The organism is Microbacterium sp. CGR1 (assembly GCF_051062835.1).
Taxonomy (GTDB): Bacteria; Actinomycetota; Actinomycetes; order Actinomycetales; family Microbacteriaceae; genus Microbacterium.
Map to the genome: position 1 here is coordinate 1,618,694 of NZ_JAOTPG010000001.1, position 24,983 is coordinate 1,643,676.

Here is a 24,983-nt window from a genome sequence, read left to right on the forward strand (position 1 = left end):
CCGACCGGTCAGGAGACCGGGATCAGCGTGTACTTGGTGGACAGGTACTCGTGGATGCCCTCGAGACCGCCCTCGCGGCCGACGCCCGACTGCTTGACGCCGCCGAAGGGTGCCGCGGCGTTGGACACCACGCCCACGTTGAGACCCATCATGCCGGTCTCCAGCTTGTCGATCATGCGCTGACCGCGCTGCAGGTTCTCGGTGAACACGTACGAGACGAGTCCGTACTCGGTGTCGTTCGCGAGACGGACCGCGTCGTCCTCGGTGTCGAAGGTCGCGATCGCGAGCACCGGTCCGAAGATCTCCTCGCGGAGGATCGCGGAGCCCGCGACGACATCGGTGAGGACGGTGGGCTCGTAGAACGTGCCGGTGCCCTCGAGCGCCTTGCCGCCGGCGAGCAGCGTCGCGCCGCGCTCGACGGCATCGTCGACGAGCTCTCCGGCCTTCGCCACAGCGCCCTCATCGATGAGCGGTCCGATCGAGACGCCCTCTTCGGTACCGCGACCGATCTTCATGGCGTTGACCCGCTCGGTGACCTTGCGGGCGAACTCCTCGGCGACGTCCTTGTGGACGATGAAGCGGTTGGCGGCGGTGCACGCCTGGCCGATGTTGCGGAACTTCGCGGCGAGAGCGCCATCGACGGCCTTGTCGAGGTCGGCGTCGTCGAACACGACGAACGGGGCGTTGCCACCCAGCTCCATCGACACGCGCAGCACGCCCTCGGCGGCCTGCGCGATGAGCTTGCGTCCCACCTCGGTCGAACCGGTGAACGACAGCTTGCGCAGGCGCGGGTCGGCGATGATCGGAGCGGACAGCGCCGACGACTTCGACGTCTGCACGACGTTGACGACTCCGGCGGGAAGGCCCGCCTTCTCGAGCAGCGACGTGAAGAAGATCGTCGTCAGAGGCGTGAGTGCCGGGGGCTTGATGACCACGGTGCAACCGGCGGCGAGGGCCGGCGCGATCTTGCGGGTCGCCATCGCGAACGGGAAGTTCCACGGCGTCACGAAGAACGACGGGCCGACCGGACGCTGCGAGACGACCATGTGGCCGGTGCCCTCGGGGTTGATGCCGTAGCGGCCGCTGATGCGCACCGCCTCCTCGCTGAACCAGCGGAGGAACTCGCCGCCGTAGGCGACCTCTCCGCGGGCCTCGGCGAGCGGCTTGCCCATCTCCAGCGTCATCAGCAGCGCGAGGTCCTCCTTGTGCTCCTGCACGAGGTCGAACGCGCGGCGCAGGATCTCGCTGCGGGTGCGGGGAGCCGTGGCAGCCCACTCGTCCTGGGCTGCGACGGCCGCATCGAGGGCACGGATGCCGTCTGCGGGGGTCGCATCCGCGATCGTGCGGATGACCGCACCGGTCGCCGGGTCCTGCACGTCGAACGTGCCGCCGGTCTCGCCGTCGATCCACTCTCCCCCGATGAAGAGGCCGGTGGGGATGCTGTCGAGCAGCGCCTGCTCTGTCTGAGTGCTCATGGAATCTCTTTCTGTGGGGACGTGGGGGTGAGGTCAGCGGCGGCGGGCGCTCGGCGGCGCATCGACGCCGAGGGTCTCACCGCGGAAGAAGGCCGGACGCTTGATCGCCTGCCAGATCATGATCACGATGCCGATCACGATGATGCCGACGCCGAGGACGAACACGAGGCCGAGACCGCCGATGCTCGAACCGCTGCCGTAGGCCGGGTCCATCGAGTCGATGAGCGTCGTCACGAACAGCACCGCGAGGATCGCGCCGCCGACGAGCGGGAACAGGAACGTGAAGAAGAAGCTCCTGGCCGAATCGAACCACTGCTTGCGGAAGTACCACACGCAGGCGAACGCGGTGAGTCCGTAGTAGAAGCAGATCATCATGCCGAGCGACAGGATCGTGTCGGTGAGCACGTTCTCGCTCAGCAGGCGCATCACCGCGTAGAACACGGATGCCACCACCGCCGACACGATCGTCGAGTAGCCGGGTGTGAAGAACCGGGGGCTGACCCGCGCGAACTTCTTCGGCAAGGCGCCGTAGTGACCCATCGCCAGGAGCGTCCGGGCGGGGCCCACCGCCGTCGACTGCAACGACGCCGCAGAGCTCGACAGCACCGCGAGCGACACGAGGAACGCGAGCGGGCCGAGGATCGGATCGGACAGCGCGAAGAACACGTTCGCCGAGATGTCCTCGTTCGCGAGGCCGTATTCGCCCGTGCCGACGCCGGCGAACATGATCAGTCCGATCGCGAGCAGCAGGTACAGGGCCACGACCACCACGACGGTGACCATCGCCGCGCGGCCGGGGGTCTTCGCCGGGTCCTTGGTCTCCTCGTTCATGGTGAGGACGACGTCCCAGCCCCAGAAGATGAAGATCGACAGCGAGAGACCAGCGGCGAAGGCGCTGAACGACGGCACCTCGAACGGGTTGAACCACGACCACGAGAACGCGGTGGGCTCGGGGGCGTCACCCGAGACGGCCTTGACGATCGCGACCGTCGCGAAGACGACGAGGACGAGCACCTGGAAGCCGACGAGGATGTACTGGAACTTCTGCGTGGTCTGCATGTCGCGGTACGACACCAGCGTCGCTCCGAGCATGAAGAGCAGACAGACGACCACGTTGATGATGGGGTTGAACGCGAGGTCCGCGATGCCGGGGTTGCCGCTGACCTGGGCGATAAGCAGGAAGAGGAACTCCACGGCGATGCCGGCGAGGTTCGACAGCACGATGACGGTGGCGGCGATCAGGCCCCATCCGGTCATCCAGCCGATCCAGGGGCCGAAAGCCCGCACACCCCAGGTGAACGAGGTGCCGGAGTCCGGCATCATCCGGTTGAGCTCGCGATACCCGAACGCCGTCAGGAGCATCGGGATGAAGCCGACGAGCATGATCGCGGGCACCTGGGTGCCGACGACCGCGACCGTCGGACCGAGCGAGGCGGTGAGCGTGTAGGCGGGCGCGATGGTCGAGACGCCGATCACGACGGCTCCGAGGACGCCGACGGCTCCTGCGCTGAGCCCCTTCTGAGAGATGCCGGTCGTCACACCGGATTCGGGCTCCGTCGCCCGGTTCGAGCTGCTCATCAGCGGACTCCTGCTTCGGCGCGGGTGCGCGGGACGACGATCATGGGTACGGGCAGTTCGTGCAGCATCTTCGCTGCGGTCGAGCCCAGGAACAGGCGGCGCGGCTGCGCCAGGCGGCTGGAGCCCACGAGAGCGACCTCGCCGGGGAGCCACGAGAGGTTCGCGACCGCGTCTTCGACGGTGTCGCCGGGGGCCTCCTCGACCTCGGCGTGCAGCTCCTCAGGGAGGAGGCCCTTCGCGCGAGAGAGCACGTCATGCGCGTGCTGGTCGCCCACCACGCGGATCGCGCCGGTGTCGAGGCCGGGTGGCACATCGAACGGCACGAGCGAGACCAGGCGGAGACCGACTCGCGACTCGGTCGCGATCGCGGCCGCCTCGTCGAGCAGGTTGTCGGCGCCGGGGCGCGTGCCGATCGCGACGGTCACCCGCGGGAGGATGTGGTCGTCCTCGGCCGCCGTCCCCGCCGGAGCGAGCGCCACCGGGATCGTCGACGAGTGCAGCAGCTCGGAGGCGACGCTGCCGAGACGGTGGCGACCGAAGATGCTGCCGTTGGCCGTGCCGACCACGATCACCCGGGCGTCGAACTCCTCGCCCGCCGCGATCAGCCCCTCGGCGAAGGACTCTCCGAAACGCACATGACCCGTGCGGGTCAGTTCCTGCGGCAGACGCACGACCGCATCCTCGAGCCACTCCTTCGCCTGGCGGCGGATGTGGTCTTCGTAGGCGCGCTCCGGAGGGACGGCTGCGCTTCGGGTGCCCTCGGAGGGCAGCACGATCACGAGGTGCAGGACCGCCCCGAGGCTGCGGGCGAGCCGCGCGCCGAGAGCCGCGGCATCCGCTCCCGCATCCGTCGCCGTGTAGCCGACGACGACTGCGCCGGTCATCAGCCGACCTCGGCCGTGTCGCCGGACGTCCTGCTCGAGTCGACGATGTTCGAGGCCACCAGGTGACCCATGCGGATCGCTCCGTCGACGTGCTGGTATCCGGCTCCCGCCAGATCGCTGCACGCGAAGTGGATCGGGCCGACCGCCGAGCGCAGGTCTGCGCCGTAGCGGTGCAGGCCTCCCATGTCGAAGCTCGCCGCGTACGCGCCGCGGGTCCACTCCTCGGTGCCCCAGTCGCTCTCGTAGTAGACGACGGGGTTCTTGGCCTCGGGTCCGTAGTAGTGCGACAGCGACTCGAGGATGCGCTCCTTGCGCTCCTCGGCCGTGAGCGCGAAGAGGTCGTCGGCGTTCTGGTCGCTGACGAACCCGACCAACGTGCCCCGCTCGTCTCCGTGGTTCGTGTTGTCGTACGCCTCGTGCGAGAGCTCGTACGGGCTGAACGCGGTGCCGCTGAGACCCTGCTCGCGCCAGAACGGGCGGTCGTAGACGGCGTGCACCTTGATGACGAAGCCCATCGAGATGTGCTGGTGCATCTGGTGCTGGCGACGCGGCAACGGCGGAACGAAGGCGATACGGCTGTAGAGCACGGGAGCGTGCGCCAGGATCGCGAACCGTGCACGCACCGTGAGCTCGTCGGTCGTGGCGGTCACCCCATCTGCGCCCCACTCGAGCGAGCGCACCGGCTGGTTCAGGTAGACGTCGTCGCCGAGGCGCTCGGCGAGCAGCAGCGGCACCTTCTGCAGGCCGCCGACCACACGCTTGTCGAGAATGAAGTCGGCGTCGACGAGGTTCGAGTACGAACCGGCGGATGCCGCCATCAGCAGGGACTGCAGCAGCGAGAAGGAGTGCGTGGGCTTGGTGAGCATCGCGGATCCGGTGGCGAAGGCCAGGTTGCGCACGGCCTCGTCGTCGTCGGTCTGCGCCCGCAGCCAGGCATCCCACGTGACGGAGTCCCACTCGGCCGCGTTCGCGTGCTCCCAGGGACGATCGGGATCGATCTCGGCCACCATGGCGTCGAGACGCTCGGTGATCTCGGCGATGACCGCCTCGGTCTCAGCCGACACCGGGAACATCTCCCCGGTGAAGCGGTGCGTCTGGCCGTCGGGGCCGACGTACACGCTGTCGCCCTCGCGGTAGCGGCTGTAGGTCTCGAGCCCCAGCTCCTCGATGGTGTCCTTCAGCGCGTCCTGATCGGGCGAGACCCACTGTCCGCCGATCTCGAGCATGGCGCCGTCGATGACGTCGGTCCACAGACGGCCTCCGACGCGGTCGCGGGCCTCCAGTACGGCGACCGACAGGCCGGCCTTGCGCAGGTCGTTCGCCGCCGTGAGCCCTGCGGCTCCCGCACCGACGATCAGCACGTCACGGGTGATCTCAGCCATCTGCTTCTCCTTCGTTGGAAAGGGGTAGTGCCGGTCGCGATCCGAAATCCCCCGATACGAATCGCGACCGGACGTGTGTTCAGGTCGCGACGGTGTCGCTTCCCGATGTCTCGGTCGCCTGTGCGGCGTTGCGTTTCTTGAGGTTGCGGCGCACGAACGGCCAGAAGAGCACGAGCACGCCGGTGGCGATGAGGCTCGTCCAGACCTGGGTGCGTCCGCCCTCGGTCGTGAGCATGACGACGAGCACCGCGGCGATGCAGGTGATCAGCAGAATGTTGAGCCACGGATGCAGCCACATCTTCAGCTTGAGGTTCGCGACCTCCTCCGGCGTCATCTTCTGACGCAGGCGCCACTGGGTCAACGCGATGAAGACGTAGACGAACAGCGCGACGAGACCCGCCGAGTTCATGATGAAGTCGAAGATGCCGGAGCCGGGCGTGAAGAAGTTGACGAGGGTGGCGATCAGGCCGCCGATGGTCGAGGCGAGCAGCGCCATGACGGGCACGCCGCTCTTCGACTTCTTCGTCATGATCTTCGGCGCGAAGCCCTGCTCGGCGAGCGCCGAGAACATGCGCGAGGCGGAGTACAGGCCGGAGTTCAGCACCGAGATCACGGCGGTGAAGATCACGAGCTGCATGATGATGCTCGCGCCGGGGATGCCGAACTGCTCGAGCGCGTAGGTGAACGGCGCATTCGCGACATCGGTCGGCACGGGGAGCTCGTCCCACGGCACGACGGTGACGATGATGAGCACGGAGCCGACGAAGAACAGCAGGATGCGCCAGATGATGGTGCTGGTCGCCTGACGGATGCCCTTCGCGGGGTCCTCGGACTCGGCCGATGCCATCACGGCGATCTCGGTGCCGAAGTACGAGAAGATCACCAGCGCGACACCGGTGAAGGCGACGCCGTAGCCGTTCGGGGCGAAGCCGCCGTGCTCCCACAGGTTCGAGACCGACACCTCGGAGTTCGGCCAGAGTCCGAAGGCGAAGAGCAGCCCGGCTCCGAGGAAGACGACGATCGCGAGCACCTTGATGCTGGCGAGCCAGAACTCGACCTCGCCGAAGGTCCGGACCGAGATGACGTTCGTCCCGACGAAGATCCCGATGAGGATCAGCGACCAGGCCCAGGACGGCACCACCGGGAACCAGCTGGCCATCGTCTCGCCGCCGAGCACCGCCTCGTAGGCGAGCACGCCGACCCAGAAGTACCAGTACAGCCAGCCCACGAGGTAGGCGGCCCAGTTGCCGAGGCCGACCCTCGCGTATTCCATGAACGATCCGATGGCCGGACGCGATGCCGCCATCTCGCCGAGCATGCGCATCGCCAGGAACACCAGCAGACCGCCGATGAGGTACGACAGCACAGCGGCCGGCCCCACTGCGCGGATGACGTTGCCCGACCCGACGAACAGGCTCGCGCCGATGATCCCGCCGAGCGTGATCATCGTGACGTGACGGGACCGCAGCTTCTTCGTGCGCGGGTTCGCGCCGGCGAAACCGGCCGACGTCTCAGGAGAGACGGGCCGATCCCACTGCGATTCCGGTTCGGTCGACATGTCAGGCCGCGGCGAGCGCCGCAGCGACGACGTCGAGGCCCTCGTTCAGCAGGTCGTCGCCGATCGCGAGCGGCGGCAGGAAGCGGATGACGTTGCCGTAGGTGCCGCAGGTGAGGACGATGACGCCCTGGGCGACGCACGCCTTGGCGACGGCCGCGGTGAGCGCGGCATCCGGTGCCTTGGTCTCGGGATCGACGAACTCGGCGGCGATCATCGCGCCGTGTCCGCGGATGTCGCCGATGCGGGCGTCCTTCTCCTGCATGGCGCCGAGGCGCTGCGTGAGGATCTCCCCGATCTCGCGCGCCCGCTCGATCACACCGTCGTTCTCGAAGACGTCGATCGCCGCGAGGGCTGCCGCGCACGCGATCGGGTTGCCGCCGTAGGTTCCGCCGAGGCCGCCCGAGTGCGAGGCGTCCATGATCTCTGCGCGGCCGGTGACGGCGGCGAGCGGCAGGCCGCCCGCGATGCCCTTGGCCGTGGTGATGAGGTCGGGCTCGACGCCGAAGATCTCGCTCGCGAACATGTGGCCGGTGCGAGCGAAGCCCGTCTGCACCTCGTCGGCGATGAAGACGACGCCGTTGGCGCGGCACCACTCGGCGATCGCCGGCAGGAAGCCCTCGGCGGGGACGATGAAGCCGCCCTCGCCCTGGATCGGCTCGATGATCACGGCGGCGAGGTTGTCGGCACCGATCTGCTTCTCGAGCTGGAGGATGACGCGGGATGCCGCTTCGGGGCCCGCGAGCCCGTCGCGGAACGGATACGACATCGGAGCGCGGTACACCTCGGGCGCGAACGGGCCGAACCCGCTCTTGTAGGGCATCGACTTCGCGGTCAGCGCCATGGTGAGGTTGGTGCGGCCGTGGTAGCCGTGGTCGAAGGCGACGACCGCCTGGCGACCGGTGTGCTTGCGGGCGATCTTGATCGCGTTCTCGACGGCTTCGGCACCGGAGTTGAACAGCGCGCTCTTCTTCGCGAAGTCGCCGGGGGTGAGGCGGTTGAGTGCCTCGGCCACGCCGATGTACGACTCGTACGGCGAGATCATGAAGCACGTGTGGGTGAACTGCGCGGCCTGTGCGGCGACGGCTGCGGCGACCTTGGGGTGAGCGTTGCCGACCGTGGTCACGGCGATGCCGGATCCCAGGTCGATGAGCGAGTTGCCGTCGGCGTCGACGACCACTCCGCCGCCGGCGGCGACGGCCGCCACGGGGACCGTGTGTCCGACGCCCGCTGCCACGGCGTCCGCCTTGCGTGCGAGGATCTCCGCCGACCGGGGGCCGGGAAGGTCTGTCACGAGGCGACGCTCCTGGGGGAGCTCGGGTCCGCCGAGGGGAACTGCAACAGCTGCGTTGTCGAGGAGTGCCATGTGGGCGAGCGTACGACCGGAGCAGTGGGTGCCGCATTCGCCCACCTGTACAATCTGATCGAGATCATCGCCGAGCCGTACAAAGACCGGTTATGCGATGGAGATGGAGAACCCGCATGGATGCCGCAGAGCAGCCCACTCTTCGCGCACTCCTCAGCCGTCGCGACCTCGGTCTGGGGCTCGTCTCGGCAGAGACCGATCTCCCGCTCGGCGCGGTGGATCGCCCACTGCGCTGGGTGCACAGCTCCGACCTCGCCGACCCCACGCCCTTCCTCGCGGAAGACCTCGCACTGCTGACGACCGGCACTCAGTTCGACGCCGGCATCGACGTCGAGCTGTACGTCGGGCGCCTGTCCGACCGAGGTGTGCTCGGCCTCGGATTCGGCACGGACGTGCACCGCGCCGGCATCCCCGACGAGCTCGTCACCGAGTGCGCGCGCCGAGGGATCCCGCTGTTCGAGGTGCCCTACCGCACGCCGTTCATCGCCGTCGCCCGTGCACATTCCGAGGCGATCGCGGCACAGGCGTACGCCCGCAGGTCATGGGCGCTCGACACGCAGCGCGCACTGGCACTCGCCGCGCTCCGCCCGCACGGACTGGACGCGACCGTCGCCGAGCTCGGCCGCCGCCTCGGGGTCTGGGTCGGCATGTACGACGCATCCGGTGCCCTGCAGCTGTCGCATCCCCGGGCGTCCGTCTCGACGGATCGCCTGACAGCACTCGGCGAGCGCGCCACCGAGATCCTCACCCGCGGACTCGAAGCAGGGCAGTCGCTCACGATCGACGAGCAGACGTTCATGCTGTTCACGGTCGGCCGCGGCGGGCAGCTGCGCGGCGTGATCGCACTCGCGGTCGACGCCCTCGACTCCGAGGCCCGCACGGTCGTGACATCGGTCATCGCGATGGCGGGGCTCGCGCTCGAGCAGAGCGACCAGCTCGCCCGCAGTAGGCGGAAGCTCAACTCTCAGCTTCTCAGCTCGCTGCTCGACGACGACCCGTCCCTCGCCAGGAGGGTGCTCGGCAGTATGCCCGCGGCGCCCGTCGTGGTGGCGATCGCCGCCGATGCCCCAGCCGGCCCTCTGACCGACTGGTGGGAGCGGCGGCGCTCCGAGCACGGCACTGCGAGCTTTCTCGCGGAATCGGCGGAGGGCGTCGTGCTCTGCCTGTCGATGACCGATGAGGCGCTGCTCGACGAGATCGCGACCCGCTTCGGTATCCGCATCGGCGCCTCGGGGTCGGAATCGTACGACGCGTTCTCGCGCGCGCACGCACAGGCCCTCGCGGCACTGCGCCAGCAGTCGGATGCGGGGGTGTTCCACTTCGCGGACGCCGCGGGATCCAGCATCCTCAGCGCACTCGCCACCGACGAGGCACGCCTGGTCGCCGAGTCGCGCCTCGCGCCTCTCCGTGACCACGATGCGCGATCGGGCGGCGACCTCGAACGCTCCCTGCGCACGTGGCTGGAGCACGATGCGAAGTCCGATCCGGCGGCCGCTGCTCTCGGCGTGCACCGTCACACGCTGCGGTCGCGGATCACGCAGGCCGGTGCCCTGCTCGGCAGCGATCTGTCATCGTTCCCCGCCCGCGCAGAGCTGTGGGCGCTGCTGCAGACGGCGCGGGACTAGCTGTCCGACGTGGCTCCGACGCCCCACCTCGGTGACGCACCGAGCGCGTGCAACACCCGCTCGCCCACGAGCGCCCTGGACCCGGGATCGTCTGCAAACCGAGACAGCATCTCGGCGACGATCGCCGGATCGCTGAGCAGGTACCCGACCTGAAGCGTTCGGACACGACCATCGGCCATCCGTATCGAGAGCCTTTCACGTCGGTACTCCAGGCCGCGGAGGTCGTCCCAACGCACCGACTCCTCGCCTCCACGGGCTCCGGAACGGAAAGCCACACCCGCACGATCGAGGCGGAACTGCGCGGCCGTCGCCGATGCTCGGATGATCCGAACCCCCTGAACCAGCGCCAGGACCGACGTGAGCGCGAACAGTGCGAAACCCCGCACAGGCGAAGCCGTGGGCGTCGCGACGGCCAAAACGAAGGCGCCGAGACCGATGAGAGCGGACGCCACAGCGAGGACTCCATAACGAGCAGCACCACGCCGCGACACGAAAACCAGTTGGTCCGCACCGGTGAGAGCGTCGAGGAGGCCACGATTCGAGGGCCTGATACGGCGGCGATCGATCTCGACCGCCGCGATCGAGGCACCGGCCGCGATGAACACGACGGTGACGAGCAGATCACCCCGGAACGCCAGGTACACCGCGGTGAGGGCCAGCAGCACGGCCATGCCCGTGTAGGCCCAATCCGCCGCGGACCCCGGGCCCGAGTCGTGGTGTGTTCCGACGGGTGACCGACCGACGAAGACCTCACGGCGGATCATCGCGCCCGGGGTCTCGGCTGCCATCCGTGATCCTCGACACTGAATGTAGTAGTTCGGTCGCGCGCAGCGTGCTGCGGGTTCACGAGTTCGCCCGCGTCGGCCGGTTGCGCCGCCACGGCTCCTCGGACTTCAGCGCATCGATCATCTCGCCGCCGAGTCGCGCGCGCAGCGCCGGATCCGCCGAACAGCGGTTGATGATACCGGCCACGATCACAGGATCGGTGCGCAGGTAGAGGACCCGCGCTGAGACACTCCCCGAGCCCGACGCGAGGGTCAGCTTCCCTCCGTGCGCATCGGCGAAGATGCCGGCTTCCCACCGGACGACACGCCGACGGCGGCCCTCGCCCACCGCCACGCCGCTCGAATCGATGACGACGGTCGACGACGACGCCAAGGCCAACCAGAGGATTCTGACTCCGATTCCGACGCTGACCAGCGCGGCGACCAGGAGCAGACCGGTGCCTCCGCGACGCGCGAACCCCTCGGCCAGGTCGGGGAGCACGATCAAGAAGATGAGCAGCGACACTCCGCCCAGGGCGATCACACCGACTCCCACCCACACCGCGCCACGCGCAGACACGAAGGTCATCTCGCCGGGTGCCACCCGGGCGTCCAGGTAGCCGAAGCTCGCTGATCGCAGACGCCGCCGCTCGAACTCGGCGAGCGCGACGGCGATGGCGGGGAGGACGACGAGTCCGATTGCCAGCACGCCACCTTCCGCCGCCAGACGGAGAGCGGCGACCAAGAAGACCACGAAAATGACGGGCACCACCCACCCGGGCGCATCCCGCGATCCACGACCGTCGTCAGAGTCCTCTGGGGCCCGACCTATGTACGCCTTCCGACGGTCAGGGGACGCCGCCTCGTTCACTGCGGCACACTTCCGGTCATGTCCGACCACCGGTCGACGAACCAGTCTCCGACCTCTTCTCCGATGTCGCCGGCGATGATGAACCCGTCGGCGGTCCACGAGTAGATGCCTTCGCGCCATGAAGCGGGCGTGGATGTCCAGAGATCCACCGCGGTGTCGCCTATGACCCATGCGCCTGCTGCGGCTATCACGGCTGCGCCACCCGTGCCGATTCCGACGGCCACGGCCCCCGCGCCCAGGCCGGCCCCGCCGGCGGCGGCAGCCCCCCACCCCACTGCGACATCGACCGGCTCGTCGCCGCGCGAGATGTCCCACATGCCGAGCCCGACGTCGATCGCAGAGCCGACGACCGGGAGCACCTTGCGCGAACTGCGGAGGATGTCCGCGATCGTGTCGGAATGGCCCGCAACCGCTTTCATGGATTCCGGCAGCTTCGCCGCGATCTTCTCTTCGAGAATCGCTCTCAGCGCGGGATCGTTGGTGGCTCCGGCCTTGCGGCGCATCTCTTCCGCCCACTCAAGCCAATTGAGCGCCTTGCTTCGGAGTGCCTCCACCTTTATCTCCCACGAGCGGTCGAGAAGCGGTTCCGCGATCCCCTTGCCGAACCCGGCCGTCTTGCTCAGAGCGCTCAACAGGTCCTCTGCCAAGCTGCTCGCGGGCAAGCCAGCCACGAAGGTGATGATGTTCTCGAAGACCCACCCTTCATTGCCCGCATGCCATTCCGCGACATCGATCTGGATACGCTGACACTCGCGCCGGAGCTCTGTGAACTGCCGCCAGGCCTCGAAGTCGTGGTCGTCTCGGGATTGAGGAACCCCGCCGTTCCACGTCGGAACGGAGACCTGTGTCCCTGACACCGCCAGACCGATCTCGGATGCGTGGCGGAGAAGACCCTCGAAGTGCTCCTGCATCCTCTCCAAGCGCCCGGCATACGCGTGGAGTATCTCTGCGAAGGGACCTGCGATGTCTGTGATCTGACGGGCCGCATCCACCATCGCTCGTGAGACGTCACTGAATGCCTCCGCGGCCTTTCCACTCCAACTCCGCGGACCTGACACATTGAGCCCGCTGGTGTAGTCGATCGCGTCTCCCGCGCTCTCCGCCTTGTGTCTGAACCACTCGCCCGCGGAGCGGAGCGAAGACGGACTTCCGCCGACTGCGATCGTGAAGGAGTCAGGCATCAGTCGTTCACCTCGACGCTGTGTGCCACCTTGAGGAGATCTTCGGAGATCTCCTCTTCGTCCCGTAGGACTCCCGCAGCGATGTCGTCGACGATGTACGCCAACGTCGCGTGCGACTGCCCCAGCACGCCGAGCCAGCGGGAGAGCCGCTCAGCGACGTCCGCGATCGGTACGCTCGCGACCCCTCCATCGGCCCCGTCCGGCATCGAGTCGACGGCGATCTGGGCCGCTTCCACATCCAGCCGCATACCCCGTGCGATCGTCATCAATTCTTCCGGATCGGCCTCGATGCGACTCACGCGCCCCACCGCCGAACCGGCTGACCCCCGGATCGGTCGACATCCAGCAGCAGCCGGGTAATGCGCTGCTGGCTGGCGAGCTCGATGAGCTGGGCCGATGGCAGCAGCATCCACGGTGTCTGAGCTCCCGCGCCGCGATGCAATCGGTCGAGCGCGGTGTACGCGATGACCGCCCTCTGACCGTTCGCGAGCTCGCGCACCGCGATACGGGCGCGATCAGCATCCGCGACCTCAGCCGGCACATACAACACCGGCGGCAGCTCTTGTTGCGCCACAATCTCCATTGATCCCCCCTGGGTTCGGAATCATCCTAGCCAGCCCTCGCTCGCACCTCGGCGCGGGGCTGACGACGAGAGTGCTGCTACTCGTCCACACCCTCGCCAAGGTTGTCGGAGACGACCTCGAGCGCATGCGCACGCGCCTGCACCGCCTCCGCGCCCCGCTCCGTCGTGACCGCGGCCGCGAACACCTCCGCGAACACGAGGTAGGCGACCCGCGAGGTGTGCTCGAGCTCGTCGCGGAAGCTCACCCCGGTCGGAGCAATAACGAGCGACAGGGTGGCGGCCTCGGTCAGCGCCGACGAGGCGAAGGAGGTGAGGGCGATCACCGTCGCACCACCTCGGGCCGCCGCGGTCGCGACGCGCAGACTCGCCTCGTTCGCGCCCGATCCGCTCACCACCAGGCAGACGTCCTCTGCGGTGAGATGGCGGGCGGCGATCTGCTGCGCGATCGCATCCGCGATGAACTCCGCCGAGCGCCCCGAGGCCGTGAGCCTCATGGCCAGGTCGTTGGCTATCGGCGAGGAGAGGCCGTTGGCGAGCACGAGCAGACGACGAGCGGATGCCGCGAGCCGCACCGCCTCGTCGATCGAATCCGCGTCGAGCAGACTCGCCAGCGCCGGGAGTGAAGCCGCGAGACGATCGATCTCGCCCCGCATGCGACCGAGCACGCCGGGGCCGTGGTCGATCGCCGTATCGCCCGAGCCGCCGCCGAGCTCTGCGGCGAGCGCGACGCGCAGCTGCGGGTATCCGCGGTAGCCGACCGTCTGGCAGGTGCGCACGACCGTCGCGCGCCCGACGCCTGCTCGTTCGGCGAGTTCCTGCGCCGTCCATTCGACCACAGCCTCCGCCGACTCGACGATCAGCTCGGCGACGCGGCGTTCTGCGGGCTGCAGGGTGTTGAGCACCGCGGCGATTCGAGCGGTCGGCGGGGCGCTAGGAGAGAACACGGGTGCGGGCTCCCTCCATAATCCGGCGGCGGATCGCGCCGGAGACGGCATCGATCAGCATCGTGACAGCGACGACCACGATGAGCAGGACGCCCACCGTCGACCACTCACGGTACTGGGTATAGGAAGTGAGCATGTCACCGATTCCGCCGACGCCGATCAGACCGAGCACGGCCGACGAGCGCACGTTGATCTCGAAGCGATACAGCCAGAACGACCAGAACGCGGGCTCGGCCTGGGGCCAGACACCCCAGCGCAGCACCTGCAGGGTGCCGCCACCCGCGGCGCGTGCGGCCTCGATCGGCCCGCGCGGCACGGCCTCGACCGCTTCGTATCCCCACTTGCCGAGGGTGCCGATGCCGTTGATCGCCAGCGCGAGCGCACCCGTGAACGGCGTGAGCCCGGTGACCGACAGGATCACGATCGCGATGATGATCTCGGGGACAGCCCGGATGAGCGAGAACAGACCGCGCAGCAGCGCGCGCAGCCAGGCGGGGCCGAATCCGCGCGCGGCGAGCAGGCTGATGGGGGTCGCGAGCAGGATGCCGAGGATCGTGCCGACCCACGCCATCTCGATGCTGCGCCAGGTCTGCCAGAGCGCCTCGGGCAGCTTCTCCCAGTTCGGGCTGCCGAACATCAGCACGGTGTACCGCACGATCTCGGCGGGCAGGTCGACGAGACGGCCCCAGTTGATGTCGATCGACCAGAAGGCCAGCACGACGATGCCGGTGACGATGATCCAGGAGGCCGCGAGCCAGGGGCGCCGCGGCCTGTCGGGGATGATCGTGATGGCAGGAGGCGGAGGGAGCACGGCGGTCATACGAGCCTCCGTCGGATGGCGTCGGAGACGACGTCGATCACGATGACGACGATGAGGATCTCCAGGATGATGAGCGAGAGCTGGTCGTAGCGGTAGAACGTGCGCACGGCGTCGATGAGCAGGCCCATGCCGCCGGCTCCGACCAGGCCGAGCACGGTGGAAGCGCGGACGTTGAGCTCGAAGACGTAGAGCGTCTGGTTGGCGAACGCCGGCCACGCGTCTGGCAGGGCCAGCGTGCGGTTGATCTTCGCCTGGGTGGCGCCGACCGCGCGCCCGGCCTCGAGCGGACCCCGATCGTTGGTGTCGATCGCCTCCGAGACGAGCTTGACGATGATTCCGACGTTGAACAGCAGCAGCGCGAGGATTCCGGGGAGCGCACCGACACCGACCATCGCGACGAGGATCGCCGCGTACAGCAGGTCGGGGACGCTGCGGATGACGTTCAGGATGCCGCGCACGGCGATGCGCGCCGGAGTGTTCGGGTTGGTGGCGCGAGCCGCCCAGAAGCTCAGCGGCAGCGAGATCACCGCGCCGATCGCCGTCGCGATGACGGCCATCTGGAGTGTCTCGATGAGCGGCGGGAGCGTGCGCGGGAAGAAGCTCCAGTCGGGCATCAGCAGCTTGATGATCTTGTCGGCGCCGTTCTGCCAGTTGCGTGCGATCGCCGAGAGGTCGACCCCGATGCCGACGCCGGGCAGGCACATGACCACGGTGATGATCACGATGGCCAGCAGGATCACGGGCCCACGCCACGCGCCGGACGGCCGCCGAGGTATCTCGAGCGGTGCCGGTGTCGCTTCGGTCATGTGTCGAGCCGATCGTCGGCGGTGAGGGATCGACCGTAGATGCTCTCGAAGTCGGCATCCGTCGCGCTCGCGGCCGGCCCGTCGTAGACGATCTTGCCCGCGCGCATCCCGATCATCCGCGCTCCGTATTCGCGGGCGAGGTCGAGCAGGTGCAGGTTGACCAGCACGGTGATGCCGAGGTCGCGGTTGATGCGGCGGAGGTCGTTCATGACACCGTGCGCGGTGGGCGGGTCGAGGCTCGCGACCGGCTCGTCCGCCAAGACGATGCGCGGCTCCTGCGCCAGCGCGCGTGCGATGGCGACGCGCTGCTGTTGCCCACCCGAGAGGTCGGATGCGCGCGAGTGGAGCTTAGGCAGGATGCCGACACGGTCGAGCGCCTGGTAGGCCAGCTGCCGGTCGGTGTCGGGGTAGGCGCCCAGCAGGGTGCGCCACAGGGGCGTGTGGGCGAGACGCCCGACGAGCACGTTCTGCAGGACGCTCGCCCGGCCTGCGAGGTTGAACCCCTGGAACACCATCCCGATGTCGCCGCGCAGGCGCCGCAGGGTGCGGGGCGAGGAACCGCTGACGCGGTGCTCGCCGACATCGAGCGTTCCGCCCATCACGGGAACGAGGCCGTTGATCGTGCGGATGAGCGTGGACTTGCCCGAGCCGGAGAGTCCGACGACGGCGACCATCTCTCCGGCGTCGATGTCAAGGGAGACCCGGTCGAGGCCGATCGTCCCATTCGGGTATCGCACCGTGACGCCATCGAGACGGATGGACCACGGCGTGGACGCCGCAACCTGAGCTGCGGCGTCCACGTGCTGGATCTGATCGGACAACTTACTGGAGCCCCAGTGCCTGGGCGGCGCGGGCGACGACGTCGAGGGAGTCGGGATCGGCGGGCGCGAGCTTCGTGATGGAGTAGATGCTCGTGAGGATCTCGGAGCCCTCCTCGGTGTTCGAGAAGTCTTCGAGAGCCGTGGAGATGCGGTCCTGCAGCTCAGGCGACAGGTCAGACGACAGCGCGACGCCGTCATTCGGGATCTCCTCGGTCAGGGCGAAGACCACGACCTTCTGACCGACGTCGGGGGTGTCCTTCTGCACGATCGTGCGCGCGTCCCAGAAGCTGAAGCCGACCTCGGCGTCACCGTTGTAGACCGCCAGCACCGAGGCGTCGTTCGCGGTCACCGGGATCTGCTGGATGTCGGTGTCGGTGTCGAGTCCCGCCTCCTGCAGCGCGAGGACCGGGTAGATGTAGCCGGCGGGTGAGCCGGGTCCGAGCAGGGCGACCTTCGCTCCCTCTACCTTGTCGATGCTGTCGAGACCGGCGGGACCCGACATGGCGTCGGCGCCGTTGCAGAACAGCATCCCGTCGCGCTCGACCGGCTCGTCGTCACAGTACTTGTCGGGGTTGTTCGTCATGAACTGCGCAGGGTAGGTGATGTTGCCGTTGCGCTCGGTCTGCAGCACGACCGACGCGTCGTACATGTCGTTGGCCTGCCACAGCTGCAGCGACGGCAGGAATCCGATCTGCGCCTGACCGGCCCCCATCGCCTCGACCGCGGCCTGGTAGTCCTTCGAGACCACACCGGTCACCTCGATGCCGAGCTCCTCGGTGAGGTAGTCCGTGAGTGGCGCCGCGGTGTCGACGAGGCCGTCCTGGTCCTGCGAGGGGACGAGCGCGAGCACGAGCGACTCGGGGTCGGCAGCAGGAGCGGCGGACTCGCCCGGTGCAGCGGTGTCGGTCGAGCATCCTGTGAGCACGACGGCGAGCAGGGCGCCCGCGGCGACGAGTCCCGCGGCGGTCCGGCGGAAGGGGGAGGTACGCATTGTCATCCTTCGATGGGGTGGTGGGTGTGAGGGAGGGTGGGGAGATGCGGGTTCAGGGGCGCAGCCACGCGGTGAGCTGAGGAATCAGCGTCGCGAAGTCGGCAGCGCGGTAGGTGGGGTTCGCGTCCGGGTCTGCGAATCCGCCGATCAGTGCGGTCGCGTGGCCACGGGCGTGGGCCGGAGCCAGGTCGTTGTGCCAGATGTCGCCGATGCTCAGGACTCGGGCGTCGTCCGGAAGCCCCGCGAGCACGGCTTCGAGTCCGGCGGGCTTGCCCGCTCCGGTGACGATGCGGTCGAACAGTCCCGCGAGCCCCAGGGCATCGAGCGCGGCGTCGATGCGGGTCGCCGGGGCGTTGGTGACGAGCACCCGTTCGGCATCCGCCGCCGCCGCCTCGGTCAGGAAGTCGGCAAGCCCCTCGGGCGCGATGATCGGCGCGGCGGGCGTGGCGAGCTGCTCGCGGCTCGCCCGGTAGGCGGCGCTGAGGAGTCGCGAGCCGGCTCCTCGCTGTGTGGCCGCCCGCCGCACGGCGTCGTAGCCGTCGAGCGCCTCGCCATCGGATGCGGCGAGCGCGGTGCGGATCGACTCGACGAAGCTGCCGTCGTCACCGAGTGCGGTCGCCACCTGCACGGCGTAGGCGAGAACGGGACCGTCGCCGAGCGCGATCGTGCCATCGAAGTCGAAGAGGAGAATGGAGTTCACGGGATTCTTTCTGTGTGGACGCTCCGTCCAGTGTGATCAATAGATGTGGACAGAACGACCATCTTGCGTAAACACCGCGTGAACATTCCGTCCACGCTGGTCACGTATGGTGAGCGCCGTGTCCGAAATCGATCGACTCAGCCACGCGGCGACCCTCGCCCGCGCCGATACCCTCACCTCTGCGCGAGCCGCGCTCGACTCCATCCCCTGGCTCGGCAGCGCGATCGACGACGACAGCGCCGCGCGCCGATTCGACGCCTGGGGACACTCGACCGCGATCGACGAGAACACCGGCACCGCCGTCATCTCGGGAGCACTCTTCGACGTGCTGCACGGCCGCGCGGGGATCGCGGCCTCGTGGCCCGTCGGCAACGCCGGGCTGCTGCACTGCTACGGGTACCTGCTGTCCCTCGAGGCGACCCCCTACGGACTCAAGCGCGACCGATGGCTGCACGGCGAGCTCGCGCAGGCGTGCGGACTGCATCCGGACGCCTTCCTGCCCTGGGTCGACGACACGACTCTGCTCGCGCGGGCGACATCCGCGGCTGCGGCGATTCTCCGATCGCCTGCTACGTCTGCCGCCCGGACGATCGACGGACGCGCGACCCGAGTCGCCTTCAGCGCCGATCGCGGCCCGTCTGCCCTCGCGTACGAGGTCGCCCCGGCGCACGGAGACGCGCCCCTCCTCGTCACCCTCTTCCCGGTCGGAGACGCGTCGTCGGTGATCGACGAGTTCCGCACCGCGCGGGATATGCGGTGGAACGCGGTCTAGCGCTCAACGCGCCCGACGCACTTCAGCGCGGCGCGTGCGCCTCGAGGAACTCGTACACATCCGTCGTGTCCACACCCGGGAACGCCCCGGTCGGCAGCGTCGCCAGCAGGGTGCGGGGCGTCTTCACGTTCGGCCAGGAGTTCTCGCGCCACCGCCCCTCGAGGTCAGCCGGCGCCCTGCGACAGCACACCTCGACCGAGTGCTTCGAGACTCCTCGGTGCGCAGTGTCACGACCGACGAACCACTTGGTGTCATCGAATCGCACGCCCACGCTGACCGAGTGAAGGCCCTCACTCGAGGCCTCGACGCGGGCCGTGCACCAGTAGGTGCCGTTGCCGGTGTCGGTGTACTGGTAGTACGGGTTGAAGCGGTCGTCCTCGTCGAACACGACGCGACTGGTCCAGCGCCGGCAGCACATCTGCCCCTCGATCGAGCCCAACCGGTCGGTCGGGAAGTTCACGTCGTCGTTCTCGTATGCCTTCGTGATCGTGCCCGACTCATGCACCTTGAGGAAGTGCACGGGGATGTCGAGATGACGGGTCGCGAGGTTCGTGAAGCGGTGCGCCGCGGTCTCGTATGAGACCGAGTAGGCATCCCGCAGATCCTCTATCGAGATCGCCCTGCGTGCTTTCGCGTCCTTCAGCGCCGGGACCACATGTGCCTCGGGCACGAGCAGCGCCCCCGTGAGGTAATTCGTCTCGACGCGCTGGCGCAGGAACTCGGCATAGCTGCGTGGCTCCGAATGGCCGAGGATGCGGCTCGACAGCGCCTGGAGCACGGCCGTCCTCGCATCGCCTTTCGCCGGGACACTGCTCGACAGGTACAGCCGCCCGTTCGCGAGGTCGGCGACGCTGCGCGTGGTCTGCGGCAGGTCGGGCGCGTAGTGCAGGGTGAACCCGAGGTAGGCGGCGATCTCGGATGCCGTCCGCTGGGTGAGCGGGCCGCCGGGGTGCCCGACCGCCGCGAGGATCTCAGCGGCCTTCTGCTCGAGGTCCGCGAAGTGGTTGTCCTGCCGGCGCATCAGGTGACGCAGCTCGACATTCGCACGCCGGGCCTCCTCCGGGGTGGCGGCCCGCTCGTCCTTGAGTCGATCGATCTCGCCGTGCAGCGCGAGCAGCGCCTTCAGGGCATCCGTCGGCATGCTCTTGGCGATCCGGAACGGCTCGATCCCCAGGGCCTGGAATGTCTGGCCCTTCATCGCGCGTTCGAGGGCGATCTCGATCGCGCTGCGCTCGTCGAGCGGCTCTCCCTCGAGAAGCGCGTCGATCGTGACACCGAGGGCACGTGCGATCACCTGCAGCTGGGTGAGCTTCGGTTCGCGCTTGCCCGTCTCGATCATCGACATCTGACTCGGGGCTCGATCGACCGCCGCCGCGAGGTCGTCGAGGGTCATCCCGCGCGCCGTGCGCAGCTGACGGATGCGCCGCCCGATCGTGAGGGCGTCGGCGTCTTCTTCGACCGCTGAGGTGCTCATGCGGCCGATTCTGTCACAGAAACAGAATTTCGTTCGATCTTCACATGCGAATCGACCGTATGGGCGCGGCTTCTTCACCCACAGTGGAAACACGCCACCCGGCTTCACGGTCCGGGCATCCAACGGAGGAGACACCATGACGAACACCGCTCAGAACCACACCCCCCGCCCCGCAGGTCTGCGTGCCGGCGACCAGGTTCAGACGGCGGCCGAGCTCCGGGAGATCTGGGAGACCGACCCCCGTTGGGACGGCGTCGAGCGCACGTACTCGGCCGAAGACGTCATCCGCGTCCGCGGGTCGGTCCGCGAGGACTCCACCCTCGCCCACCGCGGAGCCGAGAACCTCTGGAACCTGCTGCACACCGAGGACTACGTGCGGGCTCTCGGCGCCTACACCGGCGGCCAGGCCGTGCAGCAGGTTCGTGCGGGCCTCAAGGCGATCTACCTCTCGGGATGGCAGGTCGCGGCCGACGGCAACCTCGCCGGGCAGACCTACCCCGACCAGTCTCTGTACCCCGCCAACTCGGTGCCGGCGGTCGTGCGTCGCATCAACAATGCGCTGATCCGACAGGACCAGCTCGAGCACGCCGAGGGCGACGTCACCCAGGACTGGCTCGCCCCGATCGTCGCCGACGCCGAGGCCGGGTTCGGCGGGCCGCTCAACGCCTACGAGCTCGCGCAGTCGCTGATCCAGGCGGGCGCCGCGGCGATCCACTGGGAGGACCAGCTCGCGAGCGAGAAGAAGTGCGGCCACCTCGGCGGCAAGGTGCTCGTGCCCACCCAGCAGCACATCCGCACGCTGAACGCCGCACGCCTCGCGGCCGACGTGTCCGGCGTCCCGACCGTGATCATCGCCAGGACGGATGCTCTCGCCGCCGATCTGCTCACCAGCGACGTCGACGAGCGCGATCAGCAGTTCACCACCGGCGAGCGCACGACCGAGGGCTTCTACCGCATCCGCCCCGGCATCGAGTCGGTCATCAGCCGCGGTCTCGCGTTCGCTCCGTACGCCGATCTGCTGTGGGTCGAGACGGGTGAGCCCGACATCGAGCTGGCCCGTGAGTTCGCCGCGGCGATCCACGCGCAGTTCCCCGGCAAGCTGCTCGCGTACAACTGCTCGCCGAGCTTCAACTGGAAGCGCCACCTGTCGGACGCCGAGATCGCGACGTTCCAGCAGGAGCTGGCTGACCTGGGCTACAGATTCCAGTTCATCACGCTCGCCGGCTTCCACGCCCTGAACCACTCGATGTTCGACCTCGCCCGCGGTTACGCCGAGCGCGCCATGAGCGCTTACGTCGAGCTGCAGGAGGCCGAGTTCGCCGCCGAGGCGAACGGCTATACCGCCACCAAGCACCAGCGCGAGGCGGGCACCGGCTACTTCGACGTCATCTCCACCGCGCTCAACCCCGACAGCGCGACCCTCGCCCTCGCAGGCTCCACCGAAGCCTCGCAGTTCCACTAAGCCATTCCAAAGGACTCCGATCATGACCACTCCCACCGCTCCCCCGACCACCGCGCCGATCCAGACGACGCAGCAGGGCCCCGCCATCAGCGTCACCGGCCCGCTGCGTGAGCGCTACGACCAGATCCTCACGCCCGAGGCGATCGCGTTCCTCACCGAGCTGCACCACCGCTTCGCCGCTCGTCGTCACGACCGGCTCGCCGACCGCATGCGCCGGCGGTTCGAGATCGGCAACGGCCACGACCCCCGATTCCGCGACGACACCGCGCACATCCGCCAGGATGCCGAGTGGCGCGTCGCCGGCGCGGGCCCCGGCCTCGAGGACCGCCGCGTCGAGATCACCGGTCCGACCGACCCGAAGATGACGATCAACGCCCTGAACTCGGGCGCTCGCGTCTGGCTCGCCGACCAGGAGGATGCGACCAGCCCCACATGGAAGAACGTCATCGAGGGTCAGCTGTCCCTCCGCGACGCGATCCGCGGCGAGCTCTCCTTCACGGGCCCGTCGACCGAGTCGGGGCCGGGCAAGGAGTACCGCGTCACCGCGGAACGCACGCCCACCATCGTGATGCGCCCCCGCGGATGGCACCTGCCGGAGAAGCACCTGCAGTTCACCGATCGGGCGGGGCGCCGCACCGCGGCATCCGGTTCGCTCGTGGACTTCGGCCTCTACCTCCTGCACAACGCGAAGGAGCTCATCGCGAACGGGCGCGGCCCGTACTTCTACATCGCGAAGCTCGAATCGAGTGAAGAGGCGAAGCTGTGGGACGACGTGTTCTCGTTCAGCGAGGAGTACATCGGCATCCCGCACGGCACGATCCGCGCCACCGTGCTCATCGAGACGCTGCCCGCGGCGTTCGAGATGGACGAGATCCTGTACGAGCTGCGCGACCACTGCGCAGGCCTCAACGCCGGACGCTGGGACTACATCTTCTCGATCATCAAGAACTACCGCGGCCGCGGCGCACGCTTCGTGCTCCCCGATCGCAGCGAGGTGACGATGACGGTGCCGTTCATGCGGGCCTACACCGAACTGCTCGTGCAGACCTGCCACAAGCGGGGCGCGTACGCGATCGGCGGCATGAGCGCCTTCATCCCCAACCGTCGCGACCCCGAGGTCACGGAGCGGGCGTTCGAGAAGGTGTCCGCCGACAAGAAGCGCGAGGCCGGCGACGGATTCGACGGCACGTGGGTGGCCCACCCCGATCTGATCCCCACGGCACAGGCGGAGTTCGATGCCGTGCTCGGGGAGCGGACGAACCAGGTCGACCGTCAGCGCTCCGAGGTCACGGTGACCGCGGCGCAGCTGCTCGACGTGCACATCGGGCGGCCGATCACGGCTCGGGGCGTGCGCGACAACGTCTCGGTCGCGATCCGCTACCTCGAGGCGTGGTTGCGCGGCCTGGGCGCCGTCGCCATCGACAACCTGATGGAGGATGCCGCCACCGCCGAGATCAGCCGCTCGCAGGTGTGGCAGTGGATCCACCAGGACCGCACCACCGAAGACGGCACACCGATCACGGCCGAGTACATCGAGAGCCTGATCCGCGATGTGCTCGCACAGGCGACCCGGTCAGCCGGCGACCGGTTCGACGACGCGGCCGAGATCTTCCGCGACGTCGCCCTGCAGGAGGAGTTCCCGGCGTTCCTGACGCTCGGCGCCTACAGCCGGTTCCTCGTCGACGAGGACTGACTCGCACTGCACAGAAGCCCCTCGGATGCCGCGATCCGGCATCCGAGGGGCTCTGCCGTTCCGCCCTGTGGACAACCGGGTTCGAGCGCCTCCGCCCCGCCCTACGCTCGCGGGATGTCGACACCTACGCCCCTTTCCGAACACGCACACCGCGTCCGCCGGACCGTCTCCTTGAGCCTCAGCTCCGCATCGCTCGCCCTCACCCTGCTGACGGCGATCCCGATCGCCCTGGTCGTGTTCGGTTTCGACGAGACTGCGATCGTCCATGTCCCCCTCGAGCTCGTGCGCCCATCGCAGACCATCTCGACAGTGGCCGGCGCGGTCGGACTCGTGCTCGGCGGGAACCTGCCGCCTTCAGGCTCCCCTCGCCCGAGACTTCCCGTGCAGCTGGGGGTGGCAGCGCTCCTCACAGCCGGCACGTCCACAGTGCTGCTGGCGATGCCCGTGCTTCTCATGGTCGCCTCCCTGCTCGCCGGCATCCTGACCATGTTCTGACCGGCGGCGCCTGCGATCGCAGGCGGGCGTAGCCTGAGATCATGAGCGACGCCTGGTCCGACATCTCCGCCGAGTTCCTGCACCTGTACCCGCGCGGACGTCGCCTGCTCGTCGTCGCGGGAGCGGATGCCGAGCGTTCACGCCACGCGGCCGATGGGCTCGCCGCGGCTCTGACCGCCGCGGGCCAGCAGGTCGAGCGTCGGCACACGGCCGACGGCGACGAGCGGGTTCTGCGCACCGACGTCATCGCTCCGTTCCGAGAGTCCCCCGACGGCGGCAGCGTGCTCGTGGTCTCGGGTCCGCCCGCGCTGCTGAGCGAGACCGCGCGCGGGCTCTGGAACTTCATCGTGTGGCAGCTCGCCGGAGACGAGGCCCCGCATGCGATCGCCTCGGCGCTCGTCGACGTGACCGACCCCGCGAACCCGACCCGGCGCTTCGCTGATTACTGCGCACTTCCCTCGTCGTTCGGCGCCTGACGCGAACCCTGAGGTTCGCGGGTGCCTCGGTCCCCCCGACCGAAGCACCCGCACGTCCACCCGCTCTCCCGCGGGCGGTCCGTCCTGCCCGGCGCTCTCGCGCCTGTCCCCGAGCTTCCGGACGGGCGGTCCACCGCGTCCGGAAGCCGTGACAGCCGACGAACCCGAAGCCGGAGCTCCGTCGCCATCTGCCGTCATGACCCGCCTGGGGACACGGGCAGGCCCAGGTTAGAGCCGCGCTTCCCGCTCTCGAAGTGCAGGAGCG

The 24,983-nt window shown here is 68.6% G+C and carries 24 protein-coding genes; 6 read left to right on the top strand and 18 right to left on the bottom strand.

What is annotated here, in order from left to right; translation table 11 throughout:
- Positions 1-8 precede the first annotated feature (8 nt).
- The 6 genes from OD997_RS08010 to gabT form a co-directional block, all read right to left on the bottom strand.
- The gene (locus OD997_RS08010; RefSeq protein ID WP_434331119.1) at positions 9-1,475 is read right to left on the bottom strand and encodes an NAD-dependent succinate-semialdehyde dehydrogenase; all 1,467 of its coding nucleotides are present in this window, start codon (positions 1,473-1,475) and stop codon (positions 9-11) included.
- 33 nt (positions 1,476-1,508) lie between these two features.
- Positions 1,509-3,053 (bottom strand): APC family permease, encoded by a 1,545-nt coding sequence (locus OD997_RS08015; protein ID WP_434331120.1) that lies wholly within the window; start codon positions 3,051-3,053, stop codon positions 1,509-1,511.
- Complete coding sequence (locus OD997_RS08020) at positions 3,053-3,937, bottom strand: universal stress protein (RefSeq protein WP_434331121.1); 885 nt, start codon at positions 3,935-3,937, stop codon at positions 3,053-3,055. The genes OD997_RS08015 and OD997_RS08020 overlap by 1 nt, the downstream gene beginning before the upstream one ends.
- Positions 3,937-5,319, bottom strand: coding sequence for a flavin monoamine oxidase family protein (locus OD997_RS08025; RefSeq protein ID WP_434331122.1), 1,383 nt, complete (start codon positions 5,317-5,319; stop codon positions 3,937-3,939). Before OD997_RS08025 ends, OD997_RS08020 begins: the two co-directional genes overlap by 1 nt.
- A 79-nt stretch (positions 5,320-5,398) precedes the next feature.
- The gene (locus OD997_RS08030; RefSeq protein WP_434331123.1) at positions 5,399-6,877 is read right to left on the bottom strand and encodes an amino acid permease; all 1,479 of its coding nucleotides are present in this window, start codon (positions 6,875-6,877) and stop codon (positions 5,399-5,401) included.
- 1 nt (position 6,878) lies between these two features.
- Complete coding sequence (gene gabT / locus OD997_RS08035; RefSeq protein WP_434331124.1) at positions 6,879-8,240, bottom strand: 4-aminobutyrate--2-oxoglutarate transaminase; 1,362 nt, start codon at positions 8,238-8,240, stop codon at positions 6,879-6,881.
- A gap of 116 nt (positions 8,241-8,356) precedes the next feature.
- On the opposite strand from gabT, the gene OD997_RS08040 reads away from it, so the two are divergent.
- A complete protein-coding gene (locus OD997_RS08040; RefSeq protein ID WP_434331125.1) occupies positions 8,357-9,865 on the top strand; it encodes a PucR family transcriptional regulator in 1,509 nt (502 codons plus the stop codon).
- Here the strand turns inward: OD997_RS08040 and OD997_RS08045 are convergent.
- The 11 genes from OD997_RS08045 to OD997_RS08095 form a co-directional block, all read right to left on the bottom strand.
- Positions 9,862-10,653 carry a hypothetical protein gene (locus OD997_RS08045; RefSeq protein WP_434331126.1) on the bottom strand — a complete coding sequence of 264 codons (792 nt, stop codon included), beginning with the start codon at positions 10,651-10,653 and terminating at the stop codon, positions 9,862-9,864. The genes OD997_RS08040 and OD997_RS08045 overlap by 4 nt on opposite strands.
- A 55-nt stretch (positions 10,654-10,708) precedes the next feature.
- Positions 10,709-11,398: a hypothetical protein gene (locus OD997_RS08050; protein ID WP_434331127.1), complete on the bottom strand. Its 690-nt coding sequence runs from the start codon at positions 11,396-11,398 to the stop codon at positions 10,709-10,711.
- Between the two features lie 98 nt (positions 11,399-11,496).
- On the bottom strand, positions 11,497-12,681 hold the full coding sequence (locus tag OD997_RS08055; protein WP_434331128.1) for a hypothetical protein: 1,185 nt from the start codon (positions 12,679-12,681) through the stop codon (positions 11,497-11,499).
- Positions 12,681-12,980, bottom strand: a complete 300-nt coding sequence (locus tag OD997_RS08060; RefSeq protein ID WP_434331129.1) for a hypothetical protein — start codon at positions 12,978-12,980, stop codon at positions 12,681-12,683. Before OD997_RS08060 ends, OD997_RS08055 begins: the two co-directional genes overlap by 1 nt.
- On the bottom strand, positions 12,977-13,264 hold the full coding sequence (locus tag OD997_RS08065; RefSeq protein WP_434331130.1) for an SAV_915 family protein: 288 nt from the start codon (positions 13,262-13,264) through the stop codon (positions 12,977-12,979). Before OD997_RS08065 ends, OD997_RS08060 begins: the two co-directional genes overlap by 4 nt.
- 77 nt (positions 13,265-13,341) lie before the next feature.
- On the bottom strand, positions 13,342-14,166 hold the full coding sequence (locus OD997_RS08070; RefSeq protein WP_434331131.1) for a MurR/RpiR family transcriptional regulator: 825 nt from the start codon (positions 14,164-14,166) through the stop codon (positions 13,342-13,344).
- A 28-nt stretch (positions 14,167-14,194) separates the two neighbouring features.
- Positions 14,195-15,028, bottom strand: coding sequence for a phosphonate ABC transporter, permease protein PhnE (phnE, locus tag OD997_RS08075; RefSeq protein ID WP_434331132.1), 834 nt, complete (start codon positions 15,026-15,028; stop codon positions 14,195-14,197).
- Positions 15,025-15,834 (bottom strand): phosphonate ABC transporter, permease protein PhnE, encoded by an 810-nt coding sequence (phnE, locus tag OD997_RS08080; protein WP_434331133.1) that lies wholly within the window; start codon positions 15,832-15,834, stop codon positions 15,025-15,027. Before phnE (OD997_RS08080) ends, phnE (OD997_RS08075) begins: the two co-directional genes overlap by 4 nt.
- Positions 15,831-16,634 (bottom strand): phosphonate ABC transporter ATP-binding protein, encoded by an 804-nt coding sequence (gene phnC, locus OD997_RS08085; RefSeq protein WP_434331134.1) that lies wholly within the window; start codon positions 16,632-16,634, stop codon positions 15,831-15,833. Before phnC ends, phnE (OD997_RS08080) begins: the two co-directional genes overlap by 4 nt.
- 22 nt (positions 16,635-16,656) lie before the next feature.
- Complete coding sequence (gene phnD / locus OD997_RS08090; protein WP_434331135.1) at positions 16,657-17,646, bottom strand: phosphate/phosphite/phosphonate ABC transporter substrate-binding protein; 990 nt, start codon at positions 17,644-17,646, stop codon at positions 16,657-16,659.
- Positions 17,647-17,698: 52 nt separating this feature from the next.
- The gene (locus OD997_RS08095) at positions 17,699-18,346 is read right to left on the bottom strand and encodes an HAD family hydrolase (RefSeq protein WP_434331136.1); all 648 of its coding nucleotides are present in this window, start codon (positions 18,344-18,346) and stop codon (positions 17,699-17,701) included.
- Positions 18,347-18,464: 118 nt separating this feature from the next.
- On the opposite strand from OD997_RS08095, the gene OD997_RS08100 reads away from it, so the two are divergent.
- Entirely contained in the window at positions 18,465-19,118 is a 654-nt protein-coding gene (locus tag OD997_RS08100) for an amino acid deaminase (protein ID WP_434331137.1), read from the top strand.
- 22 nt (positions 19,119-19,140) lie between these two features.
- On the opposite strand, the gene OD997_RS08105 is transcribed toward OD997_RS08100, so the two are convergent.
- Positions 19,141-20,592, bottom strand: a complete 1,452-nt coding sequence (locus tag OD997_RS08105; RefSeq protein WP_434331138.1) for a helix-turn-helix domain-containing protein — start codon at positions 20,590-20,592, stop codon at positions 19,141-19,143.
- A gap of 136 nt (positions 20,593-20,728) precedes the next feature.
- Between OD997_RS08105 and aceA the strand changes: the two genes are divergently transcribed.
- The 4 genes from aceA (at position 20,729) to OD997_RS08125 (ending at position 24,718) form a co-directional block, all read left to right on the top strand.
- Positions 20,729-22,054 carry an isocitrate lyase gene (gene aceA, locus OD997_RS08110; RefSeq protein WP_434331139.1) on the top strand — a complete coding sequence of 442 codons (1,326 nt, stop codon included), beginning with the start codon at positions 20,729-20,731 and terminating at the stop codon, positions 22,052-22,054.
- Positions 22,055-22,076: 22 nt separating this feature from the next.
- On the top strand, positions 22,077-23,747 hold the full coding sequence (gene aceB, locus OD997_RS08115) for a malate synthase A (protein ID WP_434331140.1): 1,671 nt from the start codon (positions 22,077-22,079) through the stop codon (positions 23,745-23,747).
- A gap of 171 nt (positions 23,748-23,918) precedes the next feature.
- A complete protein-coding gene (locus OD997_RS08120) occupies positions 23,919-24,242 on the top strand; it encodes a hypothetical protein (RefSeq protein ID WP_434331141.1) in 324 nt (107 codons plus the stop codon).
- Positions 24,243-24,283: 41 nt separating this feature from the next.
- Positions 24,284-24,718, top strand: a complete 435-nt coding sequence (locus OD997_RS08125; RefSeq protein ID WP_434331142.1) for a hypothetical protein — start codon at positions 24,284-24,286, stop codon at positions 24,716-24,718.
- Positions 24,719-24,983 lie beyond the last annotated feature (265 nt).